The sequence below is a fragment of the Streptomyces sp. NPDC026377 genome (assembly GCF_055567715.1).
Window position 1 is genome coordinate 96623 of the sequence record NZ_JBVHPV010000002.1, and the last position, 21139, is coordinate 117761.

Genomic DNA, 21139 nt, shown 5'->3' on the forward strand with positions numbered 1-21139 from the left:
CACGGATCGGGCGAGCCGCGCAGGACCCGCGAGGGCGGGCCGGGTGCGCGGTGGGGGTTCGGGGAGACGCACGGGCCGCGCGGCAGCGCTGCGCTGGCTCCCGCTCGCCCCCGCCACCCTCCTCCTGCTCCTCTTCCTCGCCGGACCCATCGGCTACTGCGTCTACATCGCCTTCACCGACATGCAGCTGACCGGCTCCTCCGGAACCGGCTTCGTCGGGTTCGCCAACTTCCGGCGGGCGTTCGCCGACCCGGGCTTCCGCAACGCCGTGTGGCTGACGCTGGTGTTCACCGTGGTCTCCGCGATCGCCGGGCAGAACACCCTCGGCCTCGCGCTCGCCGCCCTGATGCGGCGGGCCTCCCGGCCGGTGCGCACCCTGACGGGGACGCTGGTGATCGCGGCCTGGGTGCTGCCGGAGATCGTCGCCGCGTTCCTGCTGTACGCCTTCTTCCGCCGCGAGGGCACCCTCAACGCGCTCCTCGCCTGGCTCCACCTCCCCACCCAGAACTGGCTCTACGGCCTGCCCATCCTGGCCGTCTCCTTCGCCAACGTCTGGCGCGGCACCGCCTTCTCCATGCTGATCTACTCGGCCGCGCTCTCCGAGATCCCGCAGGAGATCACCGAGGCGGCCGAGGTGGACGGCGCGAGCGGGCCGCGCCGGCTCTGGCACATCACCCTGCCGATGATCCGCCGCTCCATCGGCACCAACCTGATGCTCAACACCCTTCAGACCCTCTCCGTGTTCGGACTGATCTGGGCGATGACCCGGGGCGGCCCGGGCCGGCGCAGTCAGACGCTCCCGGTGTTCATGTACGACCAGGCGTTCGTGAAGAGCCTGATCGGTTACGGGACGGCCGTGGCGCTGCTGCTGCTCCTGGTGGGAGCCCTGTTCTCGGTGGTGTACCTGCGGCTGATGCGCGTGGAGGTGTGAGCGTGCCCCGACGCGCGAGCCGGCCCGCGCCCCGACACGTCCCCCGTCGCCGGGCCCGGGAGCGGCTGGCCGCCGACGCGGCGCTGCTGGCGGTCGCGGCGGCGTTCGCACTGCCGCTGCTGTGGCTGGTGCTCTCCTCGCTGGACGCGGACGCGGACCTGCGGGTGCGGGTGCCGGGCTCCCCGACGCTGGAGAACTTCTCCGCCGTCTGGACGGACGAGGTCACCTTCACGCCCATGCTCAACAGCCTGGTGCTGTGCGGGGGCGCGACCGTCCTGACGGTGGTGTGCGCGGTGCTCGCCGCCTATCCGCTCTCGCGCTACCGCTCGCGCCTGACCCGTCCGTACCTCCTGACGGTCCTGTTCACCACGTGTCTGCCGATCACGGCGGTGATGGTCCCGGTGTACGGACTATTCGTGCGGGTGGACCTGATCGACACGGTGTACGGCACGGCCCTGTTCCTGGCGACCGCGCAACTCCCCTTCGCCATCTGGCTGATGAAGAACTTCATGGACGGGGTGCCCCGGGTCCTGGAGGAGGCGGCGTGGACGGACGGCGCGTCGATGCCGCAGACGCTGTGGCGCGTGATCCTGCCGCTGATGGGGCCGGGCGTGACGGTGGTGACGATCTACACCTTCATCATGCTGTGGGGAAACTTCTTCGTCCCCTTCATGCTCCTGCTCTCCCCGGACCGCCTCCCCGCCTCCGTCTCGATCTTCACCTTCTTCGGCAACTACGGCTCGGTGGTCTACGGCGAACTGGCCGCGTTCTCGATCCTCTATTCGACCCCGGTGCTCCTCCTCTACGTGGTGATCGCGCGACGCCTGGGCGGCGGTTTCGCGCTGGGCGGGGCGGTCAAGGGGTGACGGGCGGGTCGTGACGCATCCGATAAGTGGAGCCGTACCTTCCTACGGACTGACAGATTTGGGTGAACACACCGTGGTCAGCCGTCACCCTGTGCACCTACGGTGTGCGCGTGCACCCCACCCCCCCGTTCAACGCCCCCGCCATGCGCCGACTGCGCGAGGCGCTGGGTATGGCGCCCGGCCACGTCTCCTACGGTCTGTACGCCCAGTACGGGCTGCGGGTCTCCCCCGAGACCGTCTCCTCCTGGGAACGCGGCTTCGCCACCCCCGACTCGCGTGAGCTGACCGCGCTGGCGGGGGTGCTGTGGTGCTCCCCGGGCGATCTGATGGCCGCGGCGGCCACGCTCCGCGAGCACCGCATGGCCCGCGGCCTCAGCCCCGAGGACCTGGCCCGGCGGGTGGGGCTCGACGTCGGGGCGTACCTCCGGATGGAGGAGTCGGGCCGCTGGCGCGGCAACGAGCGGCAGTCGGAGGCGCTGACGCGGGTGCTGAACCTGTCGCTGCGGGAGTACGTCACGGCGACGGGCCAGCACGAGGACCTCGCGGAGCTCCTGCGCAGCGCGGTGACCACCCGCTGGCAGGCCTACGTCCGTCCCGCGGCCAAACTCCTCCCCCTCCCCCGCCACCACCTCCAGGACATCCTGGAACAACTGCACACGGACTACCAGGGCCGCATGGTGTCGACGATGAGCTGGGGAACGAGCGGGGCTGCGGCGGAGCCGACGGCGGGGGATGCGGGGCGGGAGTTCCTGGACCGCATAGTGGACCACTTCTGGGCCCTGGCCCAGGGGTAGCGCCCCGATGTGCCCGGCCTTCGTCTGCGGCTGAGAGATGGGTTGCCCGCGCAGTTCCCCGCGCCCCTAAATGCCTGTGGCTGAGCCGAGCATTCTGGGGGCGGCGGGCCCCTTCAGGGGCGCGGGGAACTGCGCGAGCAACCCACCACGGTCCGCAGACGAAAACGCCCCCGGGGCGCAGCCCATTGCGGGGGCCCGGGGGCCCGGGAAAACCCTCAGAACACCGACTCCGCCTCAAACATCCGCCCCACCGGCACCGTCTTCAACTCCGTCACCGCAGACGCCAAAGGCGCCATCACCACATCCGTCCCCCGCAACGCCGTCATGTTCCCGAAGTCCCCCCGGTGCACCGCCTCCACCGCATGCCATCCGAACCGCGTCGCCAGCACCCGGTCGTACGCGGTCGGCACCCCGCCCCGCTGGACGTGCCCGAGGATCACCGGCCGCGCCTCCTTGCCCAGGCGCCGCTCCAGCTCGATGGCCAGCCGGTTGCCGATCCCGGCGAACCGCTCGTGCCCGTACTGGTCGATCGCGCCCTTCTCGTACGGCATGGCCCCCTCCGCGGGATGCGCACCCTCCGCGACGCAGATCACCGCGAACTTCTTGCCGCGCGCGAACCGCTCCTCGACCATCTTGACCAGGTCGTCGACCTCGAAGGGCCGCTCGGGCAGGCAGATGCCGTGGGCGCCGCCCGCCATACCGGACTCCAGCGCGATCCACCCCGCGTGGCGCCCCATGACCTCGACGACCATCACGCGCTGGTGCGACTCGGCGGTGGTCTTCAGCCGGTCGATCGCCTCGGTCGCGACCATGACGGCCGTGTCGAAGCCGAAGGTGCGGTCGGTCGAGGAGATGTCGTTGTCGATGGTCTTCGGCACGCCGACGACCGGCATCCCGGCGTCGGAGAGCATCCGGGCCGCCGTCAGCGTGCCCTCGCCGCCGATCGGGATGAGCGCGTCGATGCCGTACCGGCGGGCCAGCTCCGCACAGTTCTCGGCGGCCTCGCGCAGCCGGGCGCGCTCCAGGCGGGCCGAACCGAGGATGGTGCCGCCGCGCGCCAGGATGCCGCTGACGGAGTCCAGGTCGAGGGGGCGGAAGTGGCCGTCGAGCAGGCCCTTGAACCCGTCCTCGAAGCCGATGACCTCGTCGCCGTGGCCGGTCAGGGCGCGGTGCACGACCGACCGGATCACTGCGTTCAGGCCGGGGCAGTCGCCGCCCGCGGTGAGGACTCCGATGCGCATCGTGACTCAGTCTCCTGCTCTGTGGTGCCGTGCCCGTCGGCCGCGAGGAACCGGGCCGACGAACCGATTGTCACACGCACCTCACGGGCCCCGCCCGCCCGGCGCGGCCGTACCCCCGCCCCCACCGGCCTTCCGCCCCCGGGTCCGGGACCTTCCTCCCCGGCGACCCGGGACCTTCGTCCCCCACCTCCGCCCGGCGGGCGCTTTAACCACCCGGAGAGGTATTGTCAAGAGGGCGAGGCCACCCGCCCCGATTTTTTTCGCCCGCGGGAACGGGGGGAAGGACCAGGGGAAGGACCAGCCAGACAGCCCGCCACAACCGCCCGACCCCCCGCCGGCCCCGCCGGGCCCACCGCCCCACCCCTCACCAGTACGACGACGCAGACAGAACGGGAGAGCACGCGTGACGCGCAGCGTGTACGTGACCGGGATCGACCGGGGAGACGGCCGCCAGGTCGTCGAGCTGGGAGTCATGGAGCTCCTGACGCGCCAAGTGGACCGGGTGGGCGTCTTCCGCCCCCTCGTGCACGACGGCCCCGACCGGCTCTTCGACCTGCTCCGCGCCCGCTACCGGCTGTCCCAGGACGAGGCGACGGTGTACGGGATGGACTACCAGGAGGCCTCCGCGCTCCAGGCCGAGCGCGGCACCGACGAGCTGGTCTCCCAGCTCGTCGAGCGCTTCCACAAGGTCGCCCGCGCCTATGAGGTGGTCCTGGTCCTCGGCACCGACTTCGCCGCCACCCAGCTCCCGGACGAGCTGTCGCTGAACGCGCGCCTGGCCAACGAGTTCGGCGCCTCCGTCATCCCGGTGGTCGGCGGCAAGGGCCAGCCGGCCGAGTCGGTGCGGGCCGAGGCGCGCAACGCCCACCGCGCGTACGAGGCGCTGGGCTGCGACGTACTGGCGATGGTCGTCAACCGGGTGGCCCCGCAGGACCGCGAGGCCATCGCGGACGGGCTGAAGACCCAGCTGCCGGTGCCCTGCTACGTCCTGCCCGACGAGCCCGCGCTGGCCGCGCCGACCGTCGCCCAGATCACCGCGGCACTCGGCGGTACGGTCCTGCTCGGCGACGACGCCGGGCTCGCCCGGGACGCGCTGGACTTCGTCTTCGGCGGGGCGATGCTGCCGAACTTCCTCAACGCCCTGACCCCGGGCTGCCTGGTCGTGACCCCGGGCGACCGGGCCGACCTGGTGGTGGGCTCGCTGGCCGCGCACAGCGCCGGGACGCCCCCGATAGCCGGCGTCCTGCTGACCCTGGACGAGCGGCCGGGCGAGGCCATCCTCAAGCTCGCCGACCGCCTCGCGCCCGGCACCCCGGTGGTCGCCGTCACCGGCGGTTCCTTCCCCACGGCCGGTGAACTCTTCGCCCTCGAAGGCAAGCTGAACGCCTCCACCCCGCGCAAGGCGGAGACCGCGCTCGGCCTCTTCGAGCGCCACACCGACACCGCCGACCTGCTGGCCCGGATGTCGGTGGCCCGCAGCGGCCGGGTCACCCCGATGATGTTCGAGCACGAGCTGCTGGAACAGGCCCGCGCGGACCGGCGCCGGGTGGTGCTGCCCGAGGGCGCCGAGGAGCGTGTGCTGCGCGCCGCCGACGTCCTGCTCCGCCGCGACGTCTGCGACCTCACCCTGCTCGGCGACGTGGAGGCCATCCGCAAGAAGGCCGCCGACCTCGGCATCGACGTCACCCGGTGCGAGATCGTCGACCCGCACACCTCCGAGCTGCGCCAGGGCTTCGCCGAGCGGTACGCGCAGTTGCGCGCGCACAAGGGCGTGACGGTGGAGCTGGCGTACGACGTGGTCGCGGACGTCAACTACTTCGGCACCCTGATGGTCCAGGAGGGCCTGGCCGACGGCATGGTCTCCGGCTCGGTGCACTCCACCGCCGCCACCATCCGCCCGGCCTTCGAGATCATCAAGACGAAGCCCGGGGGCACCTCCCAGGCCCTCTCAGGCTCTGGGGGAGCCTCGATCGTGTCGTCCGTCTTCTTCATGTGCCTGGCCGACAAGGTGCTCGTGTACGGCGACTGCGCGGTCAACCCGGACCCGAACGCCGAGCAGCTGGCCGACATCGCGGTCCAGGCGGCGGCCACCGCGGCCCGCTTCGGCGTGGACCCCCGGATCGCGATGCTCTCGTACTCGACCGGCACCTCCGGCTCGGGCGCCGACGTCGACAAGGTCCGCGAGGCCACCAAGCTGGTCCGCGAGGCCCGCCCGGACCTGCGGATCGAGGGGCCGATCCAGTACGACGCGGCCGTGGAGCCCACGGTGGCCGCGACCAAGCTGCCGGGTTCGGAGGTGGCGGGGCAGGCCACCGTCCTGATCTTCCCGGACCTCAACACGGGCAACAACACCTACAAGGCCGTGCAGCGCTCGGCCGGCGCCGTGGCCGTGGGCCCGGTGCTCCAGGGTCTGCGCAAGCCGGTCAACGACCTCTCGCGCGGCGCCCTCGTCCAGGACATCGTCAACACCGTCGCCATCACGGCCATCCAGGCCCAGGCGCAGGCAAAGGGGCAGGAGACCTCCGCATGACCAGCACCGACCCGACCCCGTCGCGCGTCCTCGTACTCAACTCCGGCTCGTCGTCGGTGAAGTACCAGCTGCTCGACATGGCCGGCCCCACGCGACTCGCGGCGGGCCTGGTCGAGCGGATCGGCGAGGAGACTTCCCGTCTGGTGCACACCCCGCTGACCGGCGGCGACCGGCGCGAGGTCAATGGCCCCATCGCCGACCACGGGGCCGCTCTGAAGGCGGTCTCCGAGCAGCTCGCCCAGGACGGCCTGGGCCTGGATTCGCCCGAACTCGCCGCGATCGGCCACCGGGTGGTGCACGGCGGCCTGAAGTTCAGCGCCCCGACCGTGATCACCGAGGAGGTCATGGCGGAGATCGAGCGCCTGGTCCCGGTCGCGCCGCTGCACAACCCGGCGAACATCACCGGCATCCGCACCGCCCAGGCCCTGCGCCCGGACCTGCCGCAGGTGGCCGTCTTCGACACCGCCTTCCACACCACGATGCCGGAGCACGCGGCCCGGTACGCCATCGACGTGGAGACCGCCGACGCGCACCGCATCCGCCGCTACGGCTTCCACGGCACCTCGCACGCGTACGTCTCGCGCAAGACCGCCGAACTCCTCGGCAAGGACCCCTCCGAGATCAACGTGATCGTGCTGCACCTGGGCAACGGGGCCTCCGCCTCGGCCGTGCGCGGCGGGATGTGCGTGGACACCTCGATGGGGCTCACGCCGCTGGAGGGCCTGGTCATGGGCACCCGCTCGGGCGACATCGACCCGGCGGTGACCTTCCACCTGGAGCGGGTCGCCGGGATGTCGACGGACGAGATCGACGTGCTGCTCAACAAGAAGAGCGGTCTGGTCGGGCTCTGCGGCGACAACGACATGCGCGAGATCCGCCGCCGGATCGAGGCGGGCGACCAGCGCGCCGCGCTCGCGTTCGACATCTACATCCACCGGCTGAAGAAGTACATCGGCGCCTACTACGCGGTGCTCGGCAAGGTCGACGCGGTCGTCTTCACCGCCGGGGTGGGCGAGAACGCGGCCCCGGTGCGCGAGGCCGCCGTGCTGGGTCTGGAGGAGCTGGGGCTGGCGGTCGACGGCGAGCTCAACGCCGTACGGTCCGACGCGCCGAGGCTCATCTCACCGGAATACGCGCGCGTGGCCGTGGCAGTGGTACCCACGGACGAAGAGCTGGAGATCGCGACGCAGACGTACGCGCTGGTCCGGTCCGGAGCCTGAGAGGGACCGGTCCGCAGGCCACGCCTGAGCGCGCCTCCGCCCATTTGTACATTCCACCAGACGGAATATTCCGGAGCGAAACAAACCGATAGGATCGCCTCATGCGCCGTTCCAAAATCGTCTGCACACTGGGCCCCGCCGTCGACTCCTACGAGCAGCTCACTGCTCTGATCGAGGCCGGTATGAACGTGGCCCGCTTCAACTTCAGCCACGGGACCCAGGCAGAGCACCAGGAACGGTACGACCGTGTCCGCAGGGCCGCCGAGGACACCGGCCGCGCGGTGGGCGTGCTCGCCGACCTCCAGGGCCCCAAGATCCGCCTGGAGACCTTCGCCGAGGGCCCCGTCGAGCTGGTGCGCGGTGACGAGTTCGTCATCACCACCGAGGACGTCCCGGGCGACAAGTCGATCTGCGGCACCACCTACAAGGGCCTGCCGGGCGACGTCTCCAAGGGCGACCCGATCCTGATCAACGACGGCAACGTCGAGCTCAAGGTGACCGAGGTCGTCGGCCCCCGGGTCAAGACCATCGTCATCGAGGGTGGTGTCATCTCCGACCACAAGGGCATCAACCTGCCCGGCGCGGCGGTGAACGTCCCGGCCCTGTCCGAGAAGGACATCGAGGACCTGCGCTTCGCCCTGAAGATGGGCTGCGACCTGGTCGCCCTCTCCTTCGTCCGCGACGCCGACGACGTCAAGGACGTCCACAAGGTCATGGACGAGGTCGGCCGCCGCGTGCCGGTCATCGCCAAGGTGGAGAAGCCGCAGGCCGTCGAGCACATGGAGGGCGTCGTCATGGCGTTCGACGGTGTGATGGTGGCCCGTGGCGACCTCGCCGTCGAGTACCCGCTGGAGCGGGTCCCGATGGTGCAGAAGCGCCTCATCGAGCTGTGCCGCCGCAACGCCAAGCCGGTGATCGTGGCGACCCAGATGATGGAATCCATGATCACCAACTCGCGTCCGACCCGCGCGGAGGCCTCCGACGTGGCCAACGCGATCCTGGACGGCGCGGACGCGGTCATGCTCTCCGCCGAGTCCTCGGTCGGCGCCTACCCGATCGAGACGGTCAAGACGATGTCCCGCATCGTCGAGGCCGCCGAGGAGGAGCTCCTCTCCAAGGGCCTGCAGCCCCTGGTCCCGGGCAAGAAGCCGCGCACGCAGGGCGGTTCGGTCGCCCGCGCCGCCTGCGAGATCGCGGACTTCCTCGACGGCAAGGCGCTGGTGGCCTTCACCAAGTCGGGTGACACGGCCCGCCGTCTGTCGCGCTACCGCGCGGCCCAGCCGATCATGGCCTTCACCACGGACGCAGGCACCCGCAACCAGCTCGCGCTGAGCTGGGGCGTCGAGTCCTTCGTCGTCCCGCACGTGGACAACACGGACGCCATGGTGGACCTCGTCGACGCGGAGCTGCTCAAGCTCAAGCGGCACAACGAGGGCGACACGATGGTCATCACGGCGGGTTCGCCCCCCGGGGTCCCCGGCACCACCAACATGGTCCGCGTCCACCACTTGGGCGACGGCCGCCAGGGCTGATTCGTCCGGGACCCGGCCGGGCCCCGGCGGGGTCGGCCCCGGACTCACGGTACGAAACGAAGGGCGGCGCCACGGAGTTTTCCGGGGCGCCGCCCTCGCGCATACACCGCCGACGGCGTCTTCGCGCGCCGTTGCCCAGTCGCGGAGTGCCCGCAACAGGATCTACACATTCCGTGGGGTACGTTCGCGTTCATGCGTGCCCCGATAACTGTGCAGTTCAGCCGCCCGCTGGCCATCACGGCCCTCACCGCGGCGGCGGTGGTCTGCGGCGCCGCCCCGGCGGCGGCCCACCCGGTGAAGCCGGGCACGGCCTCGCCCGCGAAGCCGAGTCCCGGGGCGCCGCGCGCCGGATCCCCCAAGCAGCCCCCCGCTGCCATGTCCACCGTCGGCGGAGCGCAGTTGGGCCTCCCGGGCCCCCAGACGGGCGAGGGCGCCCCCGCACTGCCGGCCGGCCTCTCGGCCCTGTCCTGGATGGTCTCGGACGCCGACACCGGCCAGGTACTGGCCGCCAGCAACGCCCACTGGCCGCTGCCGCCCGCCTCCACGCTCAAGATGCTCTTCGCGGACACGGTGCTGCCCGCGGTGCCGGGCACGGCGAGCCACAAGGTGGAGCCGGCGGAGCTCACCGGCGTGGGCGGCGGCAGCAGCGCGGTCGGCATCGTCCCGGGCCAGACGTACCAGGGCGCCGACCTCTGGCGCGGGGTGTTCCTGCGCTCGGGCAACGACGCGGTGCACGTGCTCGCGTCGATGAACGGCGGCGTCCCCAAGACGGTGTCGGACATGCAGGCGAGGGCGGACTCGCTGGGCGCCAAGGACACCCACGTCCTCAGCCCCGACGGCTACGACGCGGAGGGCCAGGTCTCCTCGGCGTACGACCTGACGCTGTTCCTGCGCTCGGGCCTGCGCAACAAGGACTTCAAGGAGTACTGCTCGACGGCGGACGCGAAGTTCCCGGGCGGCCCGAACACCAAGGGCAAGCCGTTCGCGATCTCCAACACCAACCGCATGCTCTCCGGCATCGGCGGGGTGGCGAAGTACCCGGGCCTGATCGGCGGCAAGAACGGCTACACGTCCCACGCCGGCAACACCCTCGCGGAGGCCGCGACCCGCGACGGCCGCACGATCCTGGTGACGGTGATGAACCCCCAGGAGAAGAAGCACGACAAGGTGTACACGGAGACGCGGGCGCTGCTGGACTGGGGCTTCACGGCAGCGGGCAGGGCCAAACCGATCGGCACCCTGGACCCGGCGAAGCCCTCCGCTGCCGCCAGGCCCGCGGCCGCGGCGGCGACGAAGACGGACTCGTCGGGGATGGGCGTCCTGGGGTGGACGGGGCTGGGGGCGGGGGCGGCTGTGGCGGCGGGGGTGGCGTATTGGGTGCTCAGGCGGAGGCCGGTGCGGGCGCGGCGGAGGGGGTAGGGGCAGGGGCGCCCCGCGCACGCGGCCGGACGGCACGACCGGCCGTCGGGTCGGCGCGGCTCCTGCCGAGGACGTCGATGAGCCGACGTCATACGTCGACGTCAATGAATCGACCGTGGCCCGCACCGGAATCGGTGCGGGCCACGGTCGACTGCGGCTCCCGGATGGGCCTTTCGCGGCTGCGTGTTACTCGGGGCTGCCGTCCGTGAGGTAGTTCTGAAGTCCCGGGACCGTCAGCGTGCCGCCGAACTGGCCGGCCTGGCGCACCGTCGCGTTGGTGAAGATGGCGAGCGGGACGTTCAGGGGCGGCGGCGTCTCGGGACTGAAGGTGACCGGGATGAGGCCGAAGAGGTTGCCCTTCAGCTCTTCCGTGTACATCGTCACCTTGCCGTCGCGGATCTCCGACGTGGAGCCCGCGCGCGCCTTGACGTGGGCGGTGGTCGGCTTGCCGTTCACCTCCGGCCCGTACACCAGCTGGTGCAGGTTGTCGATGCCGACGTACGTCGCCGTGAACTTCAGGACCTTCTTGATCTTGCCGCTGCCCGTCTTGACCTCGACGATGCCCTCGTAGTTCAGGCCGGTCAGGGTCAGCTTGGAGGTCTTGAGGATCCACGGCTTGTCCGGCAGCAGCGGGACGCCCGCGTCCAGCTTGGCGTTGGCGAGGGCCTTCGGGTCCGGCGTGGGGCACGGGAAGGGCGGCTTGGCGCCGTCGGGGACGTCGGTGTCCTTCTTGGCGTCCAGGCCCTTGACGCCGTCCGCCAGGTCCTCGACCTTCTGGCCGGCCCGCGCGGCCGCCTCGCGGATCGCGGCGGCGGTCTTGTCCGTTTCGTCAACGGTCTTCGTCACCGGCTTGGTGGCGGGCTTCGTCGCCGGCTTGCTCGGCGTGGTCTTCGGCGCCGGAGCCGTGGTCGTCGGCTTCGTCGTCGGCGCGGAGGTCGCGGTCGTCGACGGCTTCGGGGTCACCGGCGCGGACGACTTGCTCGGGTGTACGCCCAGGATGTCGCCCAGGACGTCTCCCAGGCCCAGCGGGTCCAGCGGGTTGGTGGACTTGGTGGGCGCGGGCGTCGTGGACGGCTCGGTGGCCGGTGCCTTCGTCGGGGCGGACGTCTTCGTCGGAGCGGACGTCTTCTGCTGGACCTTCTCCGCCGACGGGGTGGCCGTCGGGGCAGGCTCCTTGGCCTTGTCCTTCTCCGTGTCCTTGGCGTCCGCCTTGTCCGGGGACGAGGACGAGGCGGAGGACGAGGGGTCCGGGGCCGGCTTCGTCGACTTGCTCGACGACGGGCTCGGCGACTCGCCCGGCTCGTCGGAGCGCGTCACACAGGGGCCCGGCGCGAACGGGATGTCCGGGTTGTCGTCCGCCATCGCGAGCTTGGGCGTGAGGCTCATCCCGACGAACATGGCCGTCGGCATGGCGGCCAGCGCCATCGCCTTGCCCGCGGGCATGTGCAGCTTCGTCAGCAGAGACTTCCGCGGAGCCGCGTGACGCGGCCCGCCTCTCTCACGGGATTTGTCGCCGCCTCCGGTCGAGTCCAGCTGCGTCTCGTCACCCCGCACTGTTCCTCCCGCCATTGGCGTCGACTGTCGTTTCGGTGACGGCGGTTCCGTACTCTCCCTCGCGCGGACCGGGAACGGTTCCCTCTTCGGGCAGTGCGTCCGGTTCGTCGCCCGAAGGCTCGTCGGCCTTGGCGCTCCGGTCACGTCGCCTCGGCTTGGCAGGCACCCAAGAAACAGCGAGCGCGCCTCCGAACATGGCCAGGAGGAAGCCGATGACGAATCCGCCGAAGTTCGCGACGGGCAGGGAAATCAGCGCCAGCAGGATGGACGCGATACCGGCGAACACCCGTACGACGTGGTGGAACCACATGGTCAGGCCCAGCGTGACCAGGAGGACACCGATGATGAGGGAGCCCGCGCCCGCCGTGGTGGACATGGCCAACGTGATGTTGCCGAGGTGCATGTTGGCGTACGGGAAGTACATGATGGGCACGCCGCCCGCGATGGTGAACAGTCCTGCCCAGAACGGCCTGTTACCCCGCCAGGCCCGGTAACGCAGCCGCCAGTAGGTGAACCCGCGGGAACCTTTGGTCTCGGCGCTCATGGAAAACAGCTCCCTGGTACCGCTGTTGCTGTAAGAAGAAAGAGTTCCCCGGCGGCCGAGAGAGCCATACTCCGTCGGCCACCGGGTGAGGTGCCTGCTAGTGCTTCAACTCGCACTCGTTGGCGCCACCGGACAGCCGCAGCTTGAGGCCGTTGAGCTTGAAGCTGGCCGCTGTGGTTGCCCACGCACGCTGCTGCACCTTGGCCAGAACGACCTCGTCAGCGCGCTGCGCGAAGCCGTACGGGCTGGGGTTCTCCCCCGGAGTGCCGGCCTTGCCCTTCTGGATCCCTACGGCTCGGCCGCCGTCAGGGTCGGCCTTGCCCTCGCCTGCCGCGACACCGATGTCGATGTTCTTGAACGTCGCATCGGTGTCGAGCTGGGTCACATCAAGGTAGATGTTGTCCGCTACGACCGGCTTGCCCGCCTGCGTGCCCGCCTCGATCTTCATCGTGACGGCCTTGCCGATGCCCGGGATGTCGAACGGGAGCGGCGTCACGACGGACTGGCACATGTTGGTGATCTCGGCGTGGTTGAAGCCGGACACGACCACCGGGTGGTTCTTGCCCGCGCCGCTGTCGATCGACCCGTACTGAAGCATGTTGTGGCCGACCAGCTCATCCGCCGTGACCTTGAAGTCAACGCCGGAAACACTGAACGACGCCGCCAGCGCACCCTGGGCGAGCCCGATGCCTATCGCCGCCGTGGCAGCCACGCTGGGCACCATGACCAGCGCGAACCGCTTCCATCTGGTCCCGCCACGAACTTGGGACTCCATGACTTTCCTCCTTCTCGGACGTACATCTCCGGGACGGACCCTCGCAGGCTGTCCAGGGATGGGAGAAGTGCTACGTCCTCGGGAAGGAGCGCCCGAGCCTCAGGCGCGTACCGCGTCCGAATCACCGGCGATCACCCCCGAGCGACAACCACTGGTCGCGCCTGACGCATCACGCACAACCTGCTGGACAGGCCCCGCCGGTAGAGCGGAGACCCCCCTGTCCACGGCCGGCACCACTGCCGCCGGCCGGCTCGGTGGGGACCCAGGAAACGCCCCGCCCCACAGGGCTGTCGGGCTGGTGCGTTATTGGACCGAGCGTGGCCGATCGTGGTCCATTCGGGGGAGGGGCGCAAGGGGGTTCGTTACTTGCCAGTAACGGAGGGATAACCGTGGCGCGACAGCCCGGCATCGGGCCACCACACTTCGTACCCTCCAGTCACCAGACAGAAGGGGAAATAGACGTCTCAATACGGACGTAAGAAGCGGTTCAATTTACTGCCAGTAACAGCGACCGCGTTTACCAAGTTTTGGTAAAGCGCGGTCGCCGCTTGTCTCCGTGTCGCCAAATCGTCAGCGCCGCACAGGCACGCGATGACAGCTCAGCGCCCCTGAAGGGGCCCGGAGGCGGCCCGGAATCCGGGCCTTGGTTCAGTAAAGAACTCGCGCCAGCGCGCCCCGCGCCTTGGTCACCCGCGGGTCGTCGGGGCCGACCACTTCGAAGAGTTCCAGCAGTCGCCGCCGCGCCGCGTCGCGGTCGTCGCCCGCGGTGACGCGGGCGGCCTCGACGAGACGGCCGAAGGCGTCCTCGACATGGCCGCCGACCAGGTCCAGGTCCGCCGCCGCGATCTGCGCGGTGACGTCGGCCGGCTTCTCGGCCGCGTCCTTGCGGACCTGCTGCGGGTCCATGTCCTGGACGCGGCGCAGCAGTTCGGCCTGGGCGAGGCCGAGCTTGGCCTCGGGGTGGCCGGGGTCGTCGGCGAGGACGTTCTTGTACGCCTGGACCGCGCCGGCGAGGTCGCCGGAGTCCAGGGCCGTCACGGCCGCTTCGAGCAGGGCGTCGTACGGACCGGCCATCGGCGCGGGGGCCTGCGAGGAGGGCGCGCCCGCGTCGACGGCGATGCCGGTGAGACCGAAGCGCTCCTCGGCCACCTGGATCAGCTGGTCGAGGGTCTCGCGGATCTGGGCCTCGGGGGCCGCGCCCTGGAAGAGGGGCAGCGCCTGTCCGGCGACCACGGCGAACACCGCGGGGATGCCTTGGATCCCGAACTGCTGCATCAGCATCTGGTTGGCGTCGACGTCGATCTTGGCCAGAAGGAAGCGGCCGTTGTACTCGGCGGCCAGCCGCTCCAGGAGCGGGCCGAGCTGCTTGCACGGCTCGCACCACTCGGCCCAGAAGTCGATGACGACCGGCACCTCGGCGGAGCGCTGGAGGATGTCGCGCTCGAACCCGGCCTCGTCGACATCGATCACGAGGGCGGACGGCGCCACCGCCGCGCCCCCACCCTGGCGGGCGGCCTCGGCTCGGGCCTGCTCCGCCTTGGCCTTGGCCTCACCGGCCGCCTTCACCGCGGCGAGGTCGACGACGCCGCTCATGGACATGTTCCTAGGCTGCATGCGTACATCCTCCCCCTTCCGCGCGCGTGTGTGGTCAATCCGTGGCAGGATCCCGGCGCACCTGGGTCCCCACCCGGCGCCTGCGCCCTGCGGTACTGCTGTCGCGGCGTCATGCCGCGTCGTGTGCCGCGTGGTCGTGCTGTGGTCTGTTCTGTGGTCGTCGCTCAGGGCCGCTGGAGCCTTTCGCTACGAGTCGTAGCGTAACTGGAGTCGGTACGGGAGCGCCCTTCCGGGGCCGTGATCTCCCCCACAGCGTGTTCCCCGGCGCATTCCTTACCGGCCGGTATGGTCGTACGTCATGTGTGCCGAACCCAGCCCCGCCAGAGCCGTCCGCGGCCGGCCTCGCAGTGCCGAGGCGGACGCGGCGATCCTGCTGGCGACCCGGCAAGCACTGGTGGAACTGGGGTGGTCGAAGTTGACGCTGGGGGACGTGGCGACGCGGGCCGGTGTCGCCAAGACGACGCTGTACCGGCGCTGGGCGGGCAAGAACGAGCTGGTCGTGGACGCGGTCGCGGTCCTCTTCGACGAGCTCGAACTCCCCGACCTCGGGAGCCTCGCGGCGGACGTGGAGGGCGTGGTGCTCCAGTTCGCCTCCATCCTGGAGCGGCCCGAGACGAAGACGGCGCTGATGGCGGTGGTCGCGGAGTCCACGCGCGACGACGCGCTGCGCGGGCGGATCCGCTCGGCGATCGTGGACCGTCAGAAACGGCTCGTACTGATCGGCCGTGAGCGGGCGCAGGTGCGGGGCGAGCTGCCGTACGAGGACGACCCGGTCGCCTCCGCCCGGCACGCGGACCTCATCTTCGACGTGGTGGCGGGGGCGGTGGTGCATCGGGCTCTGGTGAGTGCGGAGCCGGTGGACCGGGAGTGGGCGCGGGAGTTCGCGGTCCTGATCTGCATGGGCTTGCAGTCGGCCGCCTGATCCCCCCTCGGTGGCCGCGCCCCCGAACCCCCTTTCTTCCCCACCCACCCGCCCTTGCCTTTCCGTTCGCCCACGGGTGGGTGGTGGGCGAAAGATGGGGCCAAGGGGCGAAGCCCCGTAGGCCTTCAGGGGCGCGGGGAACTGCGCGGCCAGCCCACCACCGGGCCGCAGATGGACCCCTGGCCGCCCGGGGCCCCGTTCCCCGGAGGGTTCAGGGAAGGGGCGGGGTGGGGGCTACACCGCGTACCCGGTACCGAGCCCCCGCCCCCGCACCCACTCCGAAGTCCGCCTCAACCCCTCCCCCAGCGACACCTCCGGCCCCCACCCCGCCCACTCCCGCGCCCGCGAGTTGTCCGACAGCAGCCGCTCCACCTCGCTCCCGGACGGCCGCAGGCGCGCGGGATCGGTCACGATCCGCGCCTCACGGCCCGAGGCCGAGATCAGCGCGGCGGCCAGATCACCGATCGCGATCTCGCGGCCCGAGCCGAGGTTCACCACCTCCCCCACCGCCCGCTCGCACTCCGCCACCGCCAGGAACCCCCGCGCGGTGTCCGTCACGTACGTGAAGTCACGCGTGGGAGTGAGCGAGCCGAGCCGTATCTCGCGTACCCCCGCGTGGAGTTGGGACAGGATCGCCGGGATCACGGCCCGCGCCGACTGCCGCGGCCCGTAGGTGTTGAACGGCCGCACCACCGTCACCGGCAGCTCGAAGGCGTGCCAGTGCGACAGCGCCAGCATGTCCGCGCCGATCTTCGAGGCGGAGTAGGGCGACTGCGGCTGGAGCGGGTGGGATTCGGCGATCGGGACCGTCCGCGCCGTCCCGTACACCTCGCTCGTGGACGTGTGCACCAGCCGCCGCACCGAGTGCCGCCGGCACGCCTCGGCGACGTTCTCCGTGCCGACCACGTTCGTCTGCACGTACGCGCCCGGGGAGTCGTAGCTGTACGGAATGCCGATCAGCGCGGCGAGGTGGAAGACGGTGTCGCACCCGGCGACCGCGTCCGACACCCGCCCGGCGTCGCGTACGTCGCCGGCGATCATCTCGACGGACGGGTGGCCGAGCAGATGCGCGAGGTGGCCCTTCTCCGCGTACGGCTTGTAGTGCACCAGGGCCCGCACCCGCGCGCCCCGCTCCACCAGCAGGTCCACCAAAGTCGAACCGATGAAGCCCTCGGCCCCGGTGACCAGGACGGTCCTGTTCTGCCAGCTGTTCATGCGGTGTGCTCCTCGCTGTACGCGTACGAAGGGGTGTGGGGGGTGGGGCGGCCGGCGAGTTCCAGAACCTTCGCCGCCAGCAGGTCCGCCGCGCGGGCGTGCGGTCCGGGGTCGGCCGCGCCCGTCATCGAGGCGAGCCGCGCGGGGTCGGACAGGAGCGGCTCGACCAGCCCGGCCAGCCGCTCCGCGGTGGCCTCGGCGTCGGGCAGCAGCAGCCCCGCCCCGGCATCGACGAGCACCCGCGCGTTGTGCGTCTGGTGGTCGCCGGGCGCGTGCGGATACGGGACGAGGACCGCGGGCAGCCCGGTGCTGGCGAGCTCCGCGACGGTCGCCGAGCCCGCCCGGCACACCACCAGATCGGCGGCCGCGTAGGCGAGGTCCATCCGGTCCAGGTACGGCACGGCCCGCGCGCCCCACAGCCCGGTCAGCCGCCGCCGGGTCTCCTCCAGGGCGGCGGGACCGGTCTTGATCAGCAGCTGGACGTCGGCGCGCCCCTGCCAGCGGCGGGCGAGGCCGACCGCCGCCCCGGTGAGCCGGGCCGCGCCGAGGCTGCCGCCGTTGACGAGCACCAGGCGCGCCCCGGGCGGCACGTCCAGCGCCCGCCGCGCCTCGGCCCGCAGCGTCGGCCGGTCGAGCCGGGCCAGGGCGGCGGAGATGGGCATGCCGGTGGTGACGGCGTCGGCGCCGCCCGCCAGATGTGCCCGGCTGCGGTCGAAGGCCACCGCGATGTTCCTGGTGAGCCGGGCCGCGAACTGGTTGGCCCGGCCCGGCACCGCGTTGGACTCGTGGATGAGGCTGGGCAGCCCGGCGAGTCTGGCCCCGACGATGACGGGCGCGCTGGGATAGCCGCCCATCCCCACGGCCACCTGCGCGCCCTGGGCCCGCAGGATCGCCCGGCACTGCGCGCCGGACCTCAGCAGGGCGGCGGGCAGCAGATAGCGACGGGCGCCGAGCGCCGGGTCGAAGGGGATCATGTCGACGGTGTGCAGCCGGTACCCGGCGGCCGGGATCAGCTCGCCCTCCAGGCCCCGTTCCGTACCGACGAACGAGATCACCGCGTCCGGGACGGCCCGGCGCAGCGCCTCGGCGAGTGCGAGCCCGGGGTAGATGTGGCCGCCGGTGCCGCCCGCACCGATCACGACAGACAGTGGTGTGCGCATGCCCCGAACGGTCGCGGGGTGGCTTAAGAGGCTTCTAAGAGCGGCGTTTGGCACTCTTTGCCCATGAGCACCAGCGCACACGCCCGGCCCCCGGCCCGCATCCTCGTCGTCGACGACGAGCCGGAGGTGCGGGCCGCCGTGGAGGACGGTCTGTCCGTGGAGGGGTACGAGGTGCGGGGCGCCGCCGACGGGCTGGCGGCGCTCACCTCGATCGCCGCCTGGCAGCCGGACGCGGTGGTCCTGGACGTGATGATGCCGGTCCTGGACGGGCTGGCCGTCTGCCGCCGGCTGCGGGCGCTCGGCGACCGCACCCCGATCCTGGTCCTGACCGCGCTGGACTCGGTGAGCGAGCGCGTCGACGGCCTGGAGGCGGGGGCCGACGACTACCTCGTCAAGCCCTTCGCCCTGGACGAACTCGTCGCACGCGTACGGGCGCTGCTGCGCCGGGCCGCGCCGGAGGAGCCGGACCCGGAGCGGCTGGTCTTCGCGGACCTGGTCCTCGACCCGGCCACCCGCTCCGGCCACCGCGCGGGACGCCCCCTGGAGTTCAGCCGCACCGAGTCCGCCCTCCTGGAACTGCTGATGCGCCACCCGGGACAGGTCCTGCCGCGCGAGATGATCCTGGAGCTCGTCTGGGGCCGCGACTTCGGGCCGGACTCCAACTCGCTGGCGGTGTACGTGGGTTATCTGCGGCGCAAGCTGGAGGCGGACGGCGAGCCCCGGCTCGTCCACACCGTCCACGGCGTCGGCTACCGGCTGGACACCGCGTGAGTACTGGACACCGCGTGAGCGCGCGCCGCCGCCTCGGCGCCCGCAGCCCCGGCACCCGTCGGCTCGGCACCCGCTGGCGGCGCCACCGGCCGCTGCGCACCCGGCTGGCGCTGGCCGCGTCGGCGGCGGTGGCGCTGGTCGCGCTGGGCGTCTGCGCGGCCGCGTACTTCGTGATCCGCTACGAGCTGTTCCACCAGCTCGACCTGAACCTGACCCAGTCCGCGACGCTGGCCGCCCAGCAGAACCGGGGCGAGGCCCCCGGGGTGCTGAGCGGGGAGTGCCGCTTCCTCGCCGCCCCTGCCTGCGCCCAGATCGTCCCCCGGAGCCCGGCGGACGACCCGGCCGAGCCGTATCTGCTGCCCGTGCCGCCGCAGGCCCGCGAGGTCGCGGCCGGGCAGCGCCGTCCGTACTTCACCAACCTCCGGCTCTCCGGCCACCCGGCGCGGATGCTCACCACCACGCTGCCGCACGGCGAGGCGCTCCAGGTCGCGCTGCGCGCGGACACAGTCGAGCAGGGCGTACGGCAGGCGGCCTGGTGGCTCGGCGGTGTCGGCGCGGCCGGGGTGCTGCTCGCCGCCGGACTGGGCTACGGGGTCTCCCGCGCCGGCCTCGCGCCGGTCGCCCGGCTCACCGCGACCGCCGAGCACATCGCGGCCACCCGCGACCCCGGCCACCGCATCGAGCTGCCGCCGGGCCCGGCCTACAAGGAGGACGAGGTGACGCGGCTCGCCGTGTCCTTCAACACCATGCTGGGCGAGCTGGAGCAGTCGGTGACCGCCCAGCGCCGGCTGGTCGCGGACGCCTCCCACGAGCTGCGCACCCCGCTCACCGCCCTGCGTACCAACGCCGAACTCCTGGCCCGGGCCGACCGGCTGACCGAGGCCCAGCGCACCCGGGCGTCCTCGGCGCTGGGGCGGCAGATCCGGGAGGTGACGGTGATGGTGAACGACCTGATCGACCTGGCCAGGGACGAGGAGCCCACCCCGCTCCTGGAGGAGGTGCGGCTGGCGCCCCTGGTCGCCCACACCGTGGACACGGCCCGTGCGCACTGGCCCGCCACGCCCTTCCGCCTCGACCTGGCGGACGCCTCCGCCACGCTCCCCGGCGTCCCGGCCCGGCTCGCCCGGCTGCTGTCCAATCTCCTGGACAACGCGGCGAAGTTCAGTCCACCGGGCGCGGAGGTGGAGGTGGCCCTGTCGGGCGGGGCGCTGACGGTACGGGACCACGGGCCCGGTATCGCCCCGGAGGACCTGCCGTACGTCTTCGACCGCTTCTACCGGGCCGACCGGGCTCGGGCGCTGCCCGGGTCCGGCCTGGGCCTGGCGATGGCGCGCCAGATCGCTCGGGCGCACGGGGCGGAGCTGAGTGTGCGGAATGCGGCGGGTGGGGGTGCGGAGTTCCGGGTGAGGTGGCCCGGGTAACCCCGTGCGGGGGTCCCCTTTCCCCTGCGGCCCGGTGGAGGGTTGCTCGCGCCCCTGTTCGGCCGGGGGTTCGTCTGCGGGTGAGTGGTGGGTTGCTCGCGCCGTTCCCCGCGCCCCTGTTCTGCCCGGGGTTCGTCTGCGGGTGAGTGGACGGTTGCTCGCGCAGTTCCCCGCGCCCCTCAACCCGCCCTCGCCCGCGACCCGGTGGACGGTTGCCCGCGCCGGTCCCCGCGTCCCTGAACCCGCCTTCGCCTGCGGACAGTGGACGGTTGCTCGCGCAGTTCTCCGCGCCCCTCAACCCGCCTTCGCCTGCGGGCAGTGGATGGTTGCTCGCGCAGTTCCTCGCGCCCCTCAACCCCGCCCTCGTCTGCGGGCAGTGGACTGTTGCCCGCGCAGTTCCTCGCGCCCCTCAACCCGCCCTCGCCCGCTACCCGGTGGACGGTTGCCCGCGCCGTTCCCCGCGCCCCTTCAGGGGGCTGTGGCTGACGGCTGTGTTCCGGGGGCGGACGTTCCGTCTTTGGGGGCGCGGGGAACTGCGCGAGCAACCCAGCACGGTCCGCAGACGAAAACGGGGCCCGGGGCGCAGCCCCGCAGCGGGTGTGCGGGCCGCAGGCCCGCGGCGGGTACGGG

The 21139-nt window shown here is 71.8% G+C and carries 17 protein-coding genes; 10 read left to right on the forward strand and 7 right to left on the reverse strand.

All coding sequences use genetic code 11. The features are described from left to right. The first annotated feature begins 43 nt into the window (after positions 1-43). The 3 genes from ACZ4MU_RS04515 (at position 44) to ACZ4MU_RS04525 (ending at position 2591) form a co-directional block, all read left to right on the forward strand. Positions 44-931: a carbohydrate ABC transporter permease gene (locus tag ACZ4MU_RS04515; RefSeq protein ID WP_467870853.1), complete on the forward strand. Its 888-nt coding sequence runs from the start codon at positions 44-46 to the stop codon at positions 929-931. Between the two features lie 2 nt (positions 932-933). Continuing rightward, complete coding sequence (locus ACZ4MU_RS04520) at positions 934-1797, forward strand: carbohydrate ABC transporter permease (RefSeq protein ID WP_467870856.1); 864 nt, start codon at positions 934-936, stop codon at positions 1795-1797. 143 nt (positions 1798-1940) lie between these two features. Further along, entirely contained in the window at positions 1941-2591 is a 651-nt protein-coding gene (locus tag ACZ4MU_RS04525; RefSeq protein ID WP_467872206.1) for a helix-turn-helix domain-containing protein, read from the forward strand. A gap of 215 nt (positions 2592-2806) precedes the next feature. Here ACZ4MU_RS04525 and ACZ4MU_RS04530 read toward each other — a convergent pair whose 3' ends face one another. Then, positions 2807-3832, reverse strand: a complete 1026-nt coding sequence (locus ACZ4MU_RS04530; protein ID WP_467870858.1) for an ATP-dependent 6-phosphofructokinase — start codon at positions 3830-3832, stop codon at positions 2807-2809. A gap of 403 nt (positions 3833-4235) precedes the next feature. Between ACZ4MU_RS04530 and pta the strand changes: the two genes are divergently transcribed. From pta to ACZ4MU_RS04550, 4 genes are all read left to right on the forward strand, one after another. After that, positions 4236-6362 (forward strand): phosphate acetyltransferase, encoded by a 2127-nt coding sequence (pta, locus tag ACZ4MU_RS04535; RefSeq protein ID WP_467870860.1) that lies wholly within the window; start codon positions 4236-4238, stop codon positions 6360-6362. Beyond that, positions 6359-7582 carry an acetate kinase gene (locus tag ACZ4MU_RS04540; RefSeq protein WP_467870863.1) on the forward strand — a complete coding sequence of 408 codons (1224 nt, stop codon included), beginning with the start codon at positions 6359-6361 and terminating at the stop codon, positions 7580-7582. Before pta ends, ACZ4MU_RS04540 begins: the two co-directional genes overlap by 4 nt. 101 nt (positions 7583-7683) lie before the next feature. Next, positions 7684-9114 carry a pyruvate kinase gene (pyk, locus tag ACZ4MU_RS04545; RefSeq protein ID WP_467870865.1) on the forward strand — a complete coding sequence of 477 codons (1431 nt, stop codon included), beginning with the start codon at positions 7684-7686 and terminating at the stop codon, positions 9112-9114. 192 nt (positions 9115-9306) lie between these two features. After that, positions 9307-10533 (forward strand): D-alanyl-D-alanine carboxypeptidase family protein, encoded by a 1227-nt coding sequence (locus ACZ4MU_RS04550; protein WP_467870867.1) that lies wholly within the window; start codon positions 9307-9309, stop codon positions 10531-10533. A 186-nt stretch (positions 10534-10719) separates the two neighbouring features. Here ACZ4MU_RS04550 and ACZ4MU_RS04555 read toward each other — a convergent pair whose 3' ends face one another. From ACZ4MU_RS04555 to ACZ4MU_RS04570, 4 genes are all read right to left on the reverse strand, one after another. Beyond that, positions 10720-12087: a hypothetical protein gene (locus ACZ4MU_RS04555; RefSeq protein ID WP_467872208.1), complete on the reverse strand. Its 1368-nt coding sequence runs from the start codon at positions 12085-12087 to the stop codon at positions 10720-10722. Next, on the reverse strand, positions 12077-12631 hold the full coding sequence (locus tag ACZ4MU_RS04560) for a DUF6114 domain-containing protein (RefSeq protein WP_467870870.1): 555 nt from the start codon (positions 12629-12631) through the stop codon (positions 12077-12079). The genes ACZ4MU_RS04555 and ACZ4MU_RS04560 overlap by 11 nt, the downstream gene beginning before the upstream one ends. Before the next feature lie 97 nt (positions 12632-12728). Further along, on the reverse strand, positions 12729-13406 hold the full coding sequence (locus ACZ4MU_RS04565) for a DUF6230 family protein (RefSeq protein ID WP_467870873.1): 678 nt from the start codon (positions 13404-13406) through the stop codon (positions 12729-12731). Positions 13407-14054: 648 nt separating this feature from the next. Beyond that, entirely contained in the window at positions 14055-15020 is a 966-nt protein-coding gene (locus ACZ4MU_RS04570) for a tetratricopeptide repeat protein (RefSeq protein WP_467870876.1), read from the reverse strand. Positions 15021-15318: 298 nt separating this feature from the next. On the opposite strand from ACZ4MU_RS04570, the gene ACZ4MU_RS04575 reads away from it, so the two are divergent. Then, positions 15319-15942 (forward strand): TetR/AcrR family transcriptional regulator, encoded by a 624-nt coding sequence (locus tag ACZ4MU_RS04575; RefSeq protein ID WP_467870879.1) that lies wholly within the window; start codon positions 15319-15321, stop codon positions 15940-15942. A 234-nt stretch (positions 15943-16176) separates the two neighbouring features. Here the strand turns inward: ACZ4MU_RS04575 and ACZ4MU_RS04580 are convergent, their stop codons facing one another. Both ACZ4MU_RS04580 and ACZ4MU_RS04585 read right to left on the reverse strand, forming a co-directional pair. Further along, the gene (locus ACZ4MU_RS04580; RefSeq protein WP_467870881.1) at positions 16177-17157 is read right to left on the reverse strand and encodes an SDR family NAD(P)-dependent oxidoreductase; all 981 of its coding nucleotides are present in this window, start codon (positions 17155-17157) and stop codon (positions 16177-16179) included. Beyond that, on the reverse strand, positions 17154-18317 hold the full coding sequence (locus ACZ4MU_RS04585) for a UDP-N-acetylglucosamine--N-acetylmuramyl-(pentapeptide) pyrophosphoryl-undecaprenol N-acetylglucosamine transferase (protein ID WP_467870883.1): 1164 nt from the start codon (positions 18315-18317) through the stop codon (positions 17154-17156). The genes ACZ4MU_RS04580 and ACZ4MU_RS04585 overlap by 4 nt, the downstream gene beginning before the upstream one ends. A 63-nt stretch (positions 18318-18380) precedes the next feature. Between ACZ4MU_RS04585 and ACZ4MU_RS04590 the strand changes: the two genes are divergently transcribed. After that, entirely contained in the window at positions 18381-19088 is a 708-nt protein-coding gene (locus ACZ4MU_RS04590) for a response regulator transcription factor (protein WP_467870886.1), read from the forward strand. Continuing rightward, positions 19085-20509 (forward strand): sensor histidine kinase, encoded by a 1425-nt coding sequence (locus ACZ4MU_RS04595; RefSeq protein WP_467870888.1) that lies wholly within the window; start codon positions 19085-19087, stop codon positions 20507-20509. The genes ACZ4MU_RS04590 and ACZ4MU_RS04595 overlap by 4 nt, the downstream gene beginning before the upstream one ends. Positions 20510-21139: the final 630 nt, after the last annotated feature.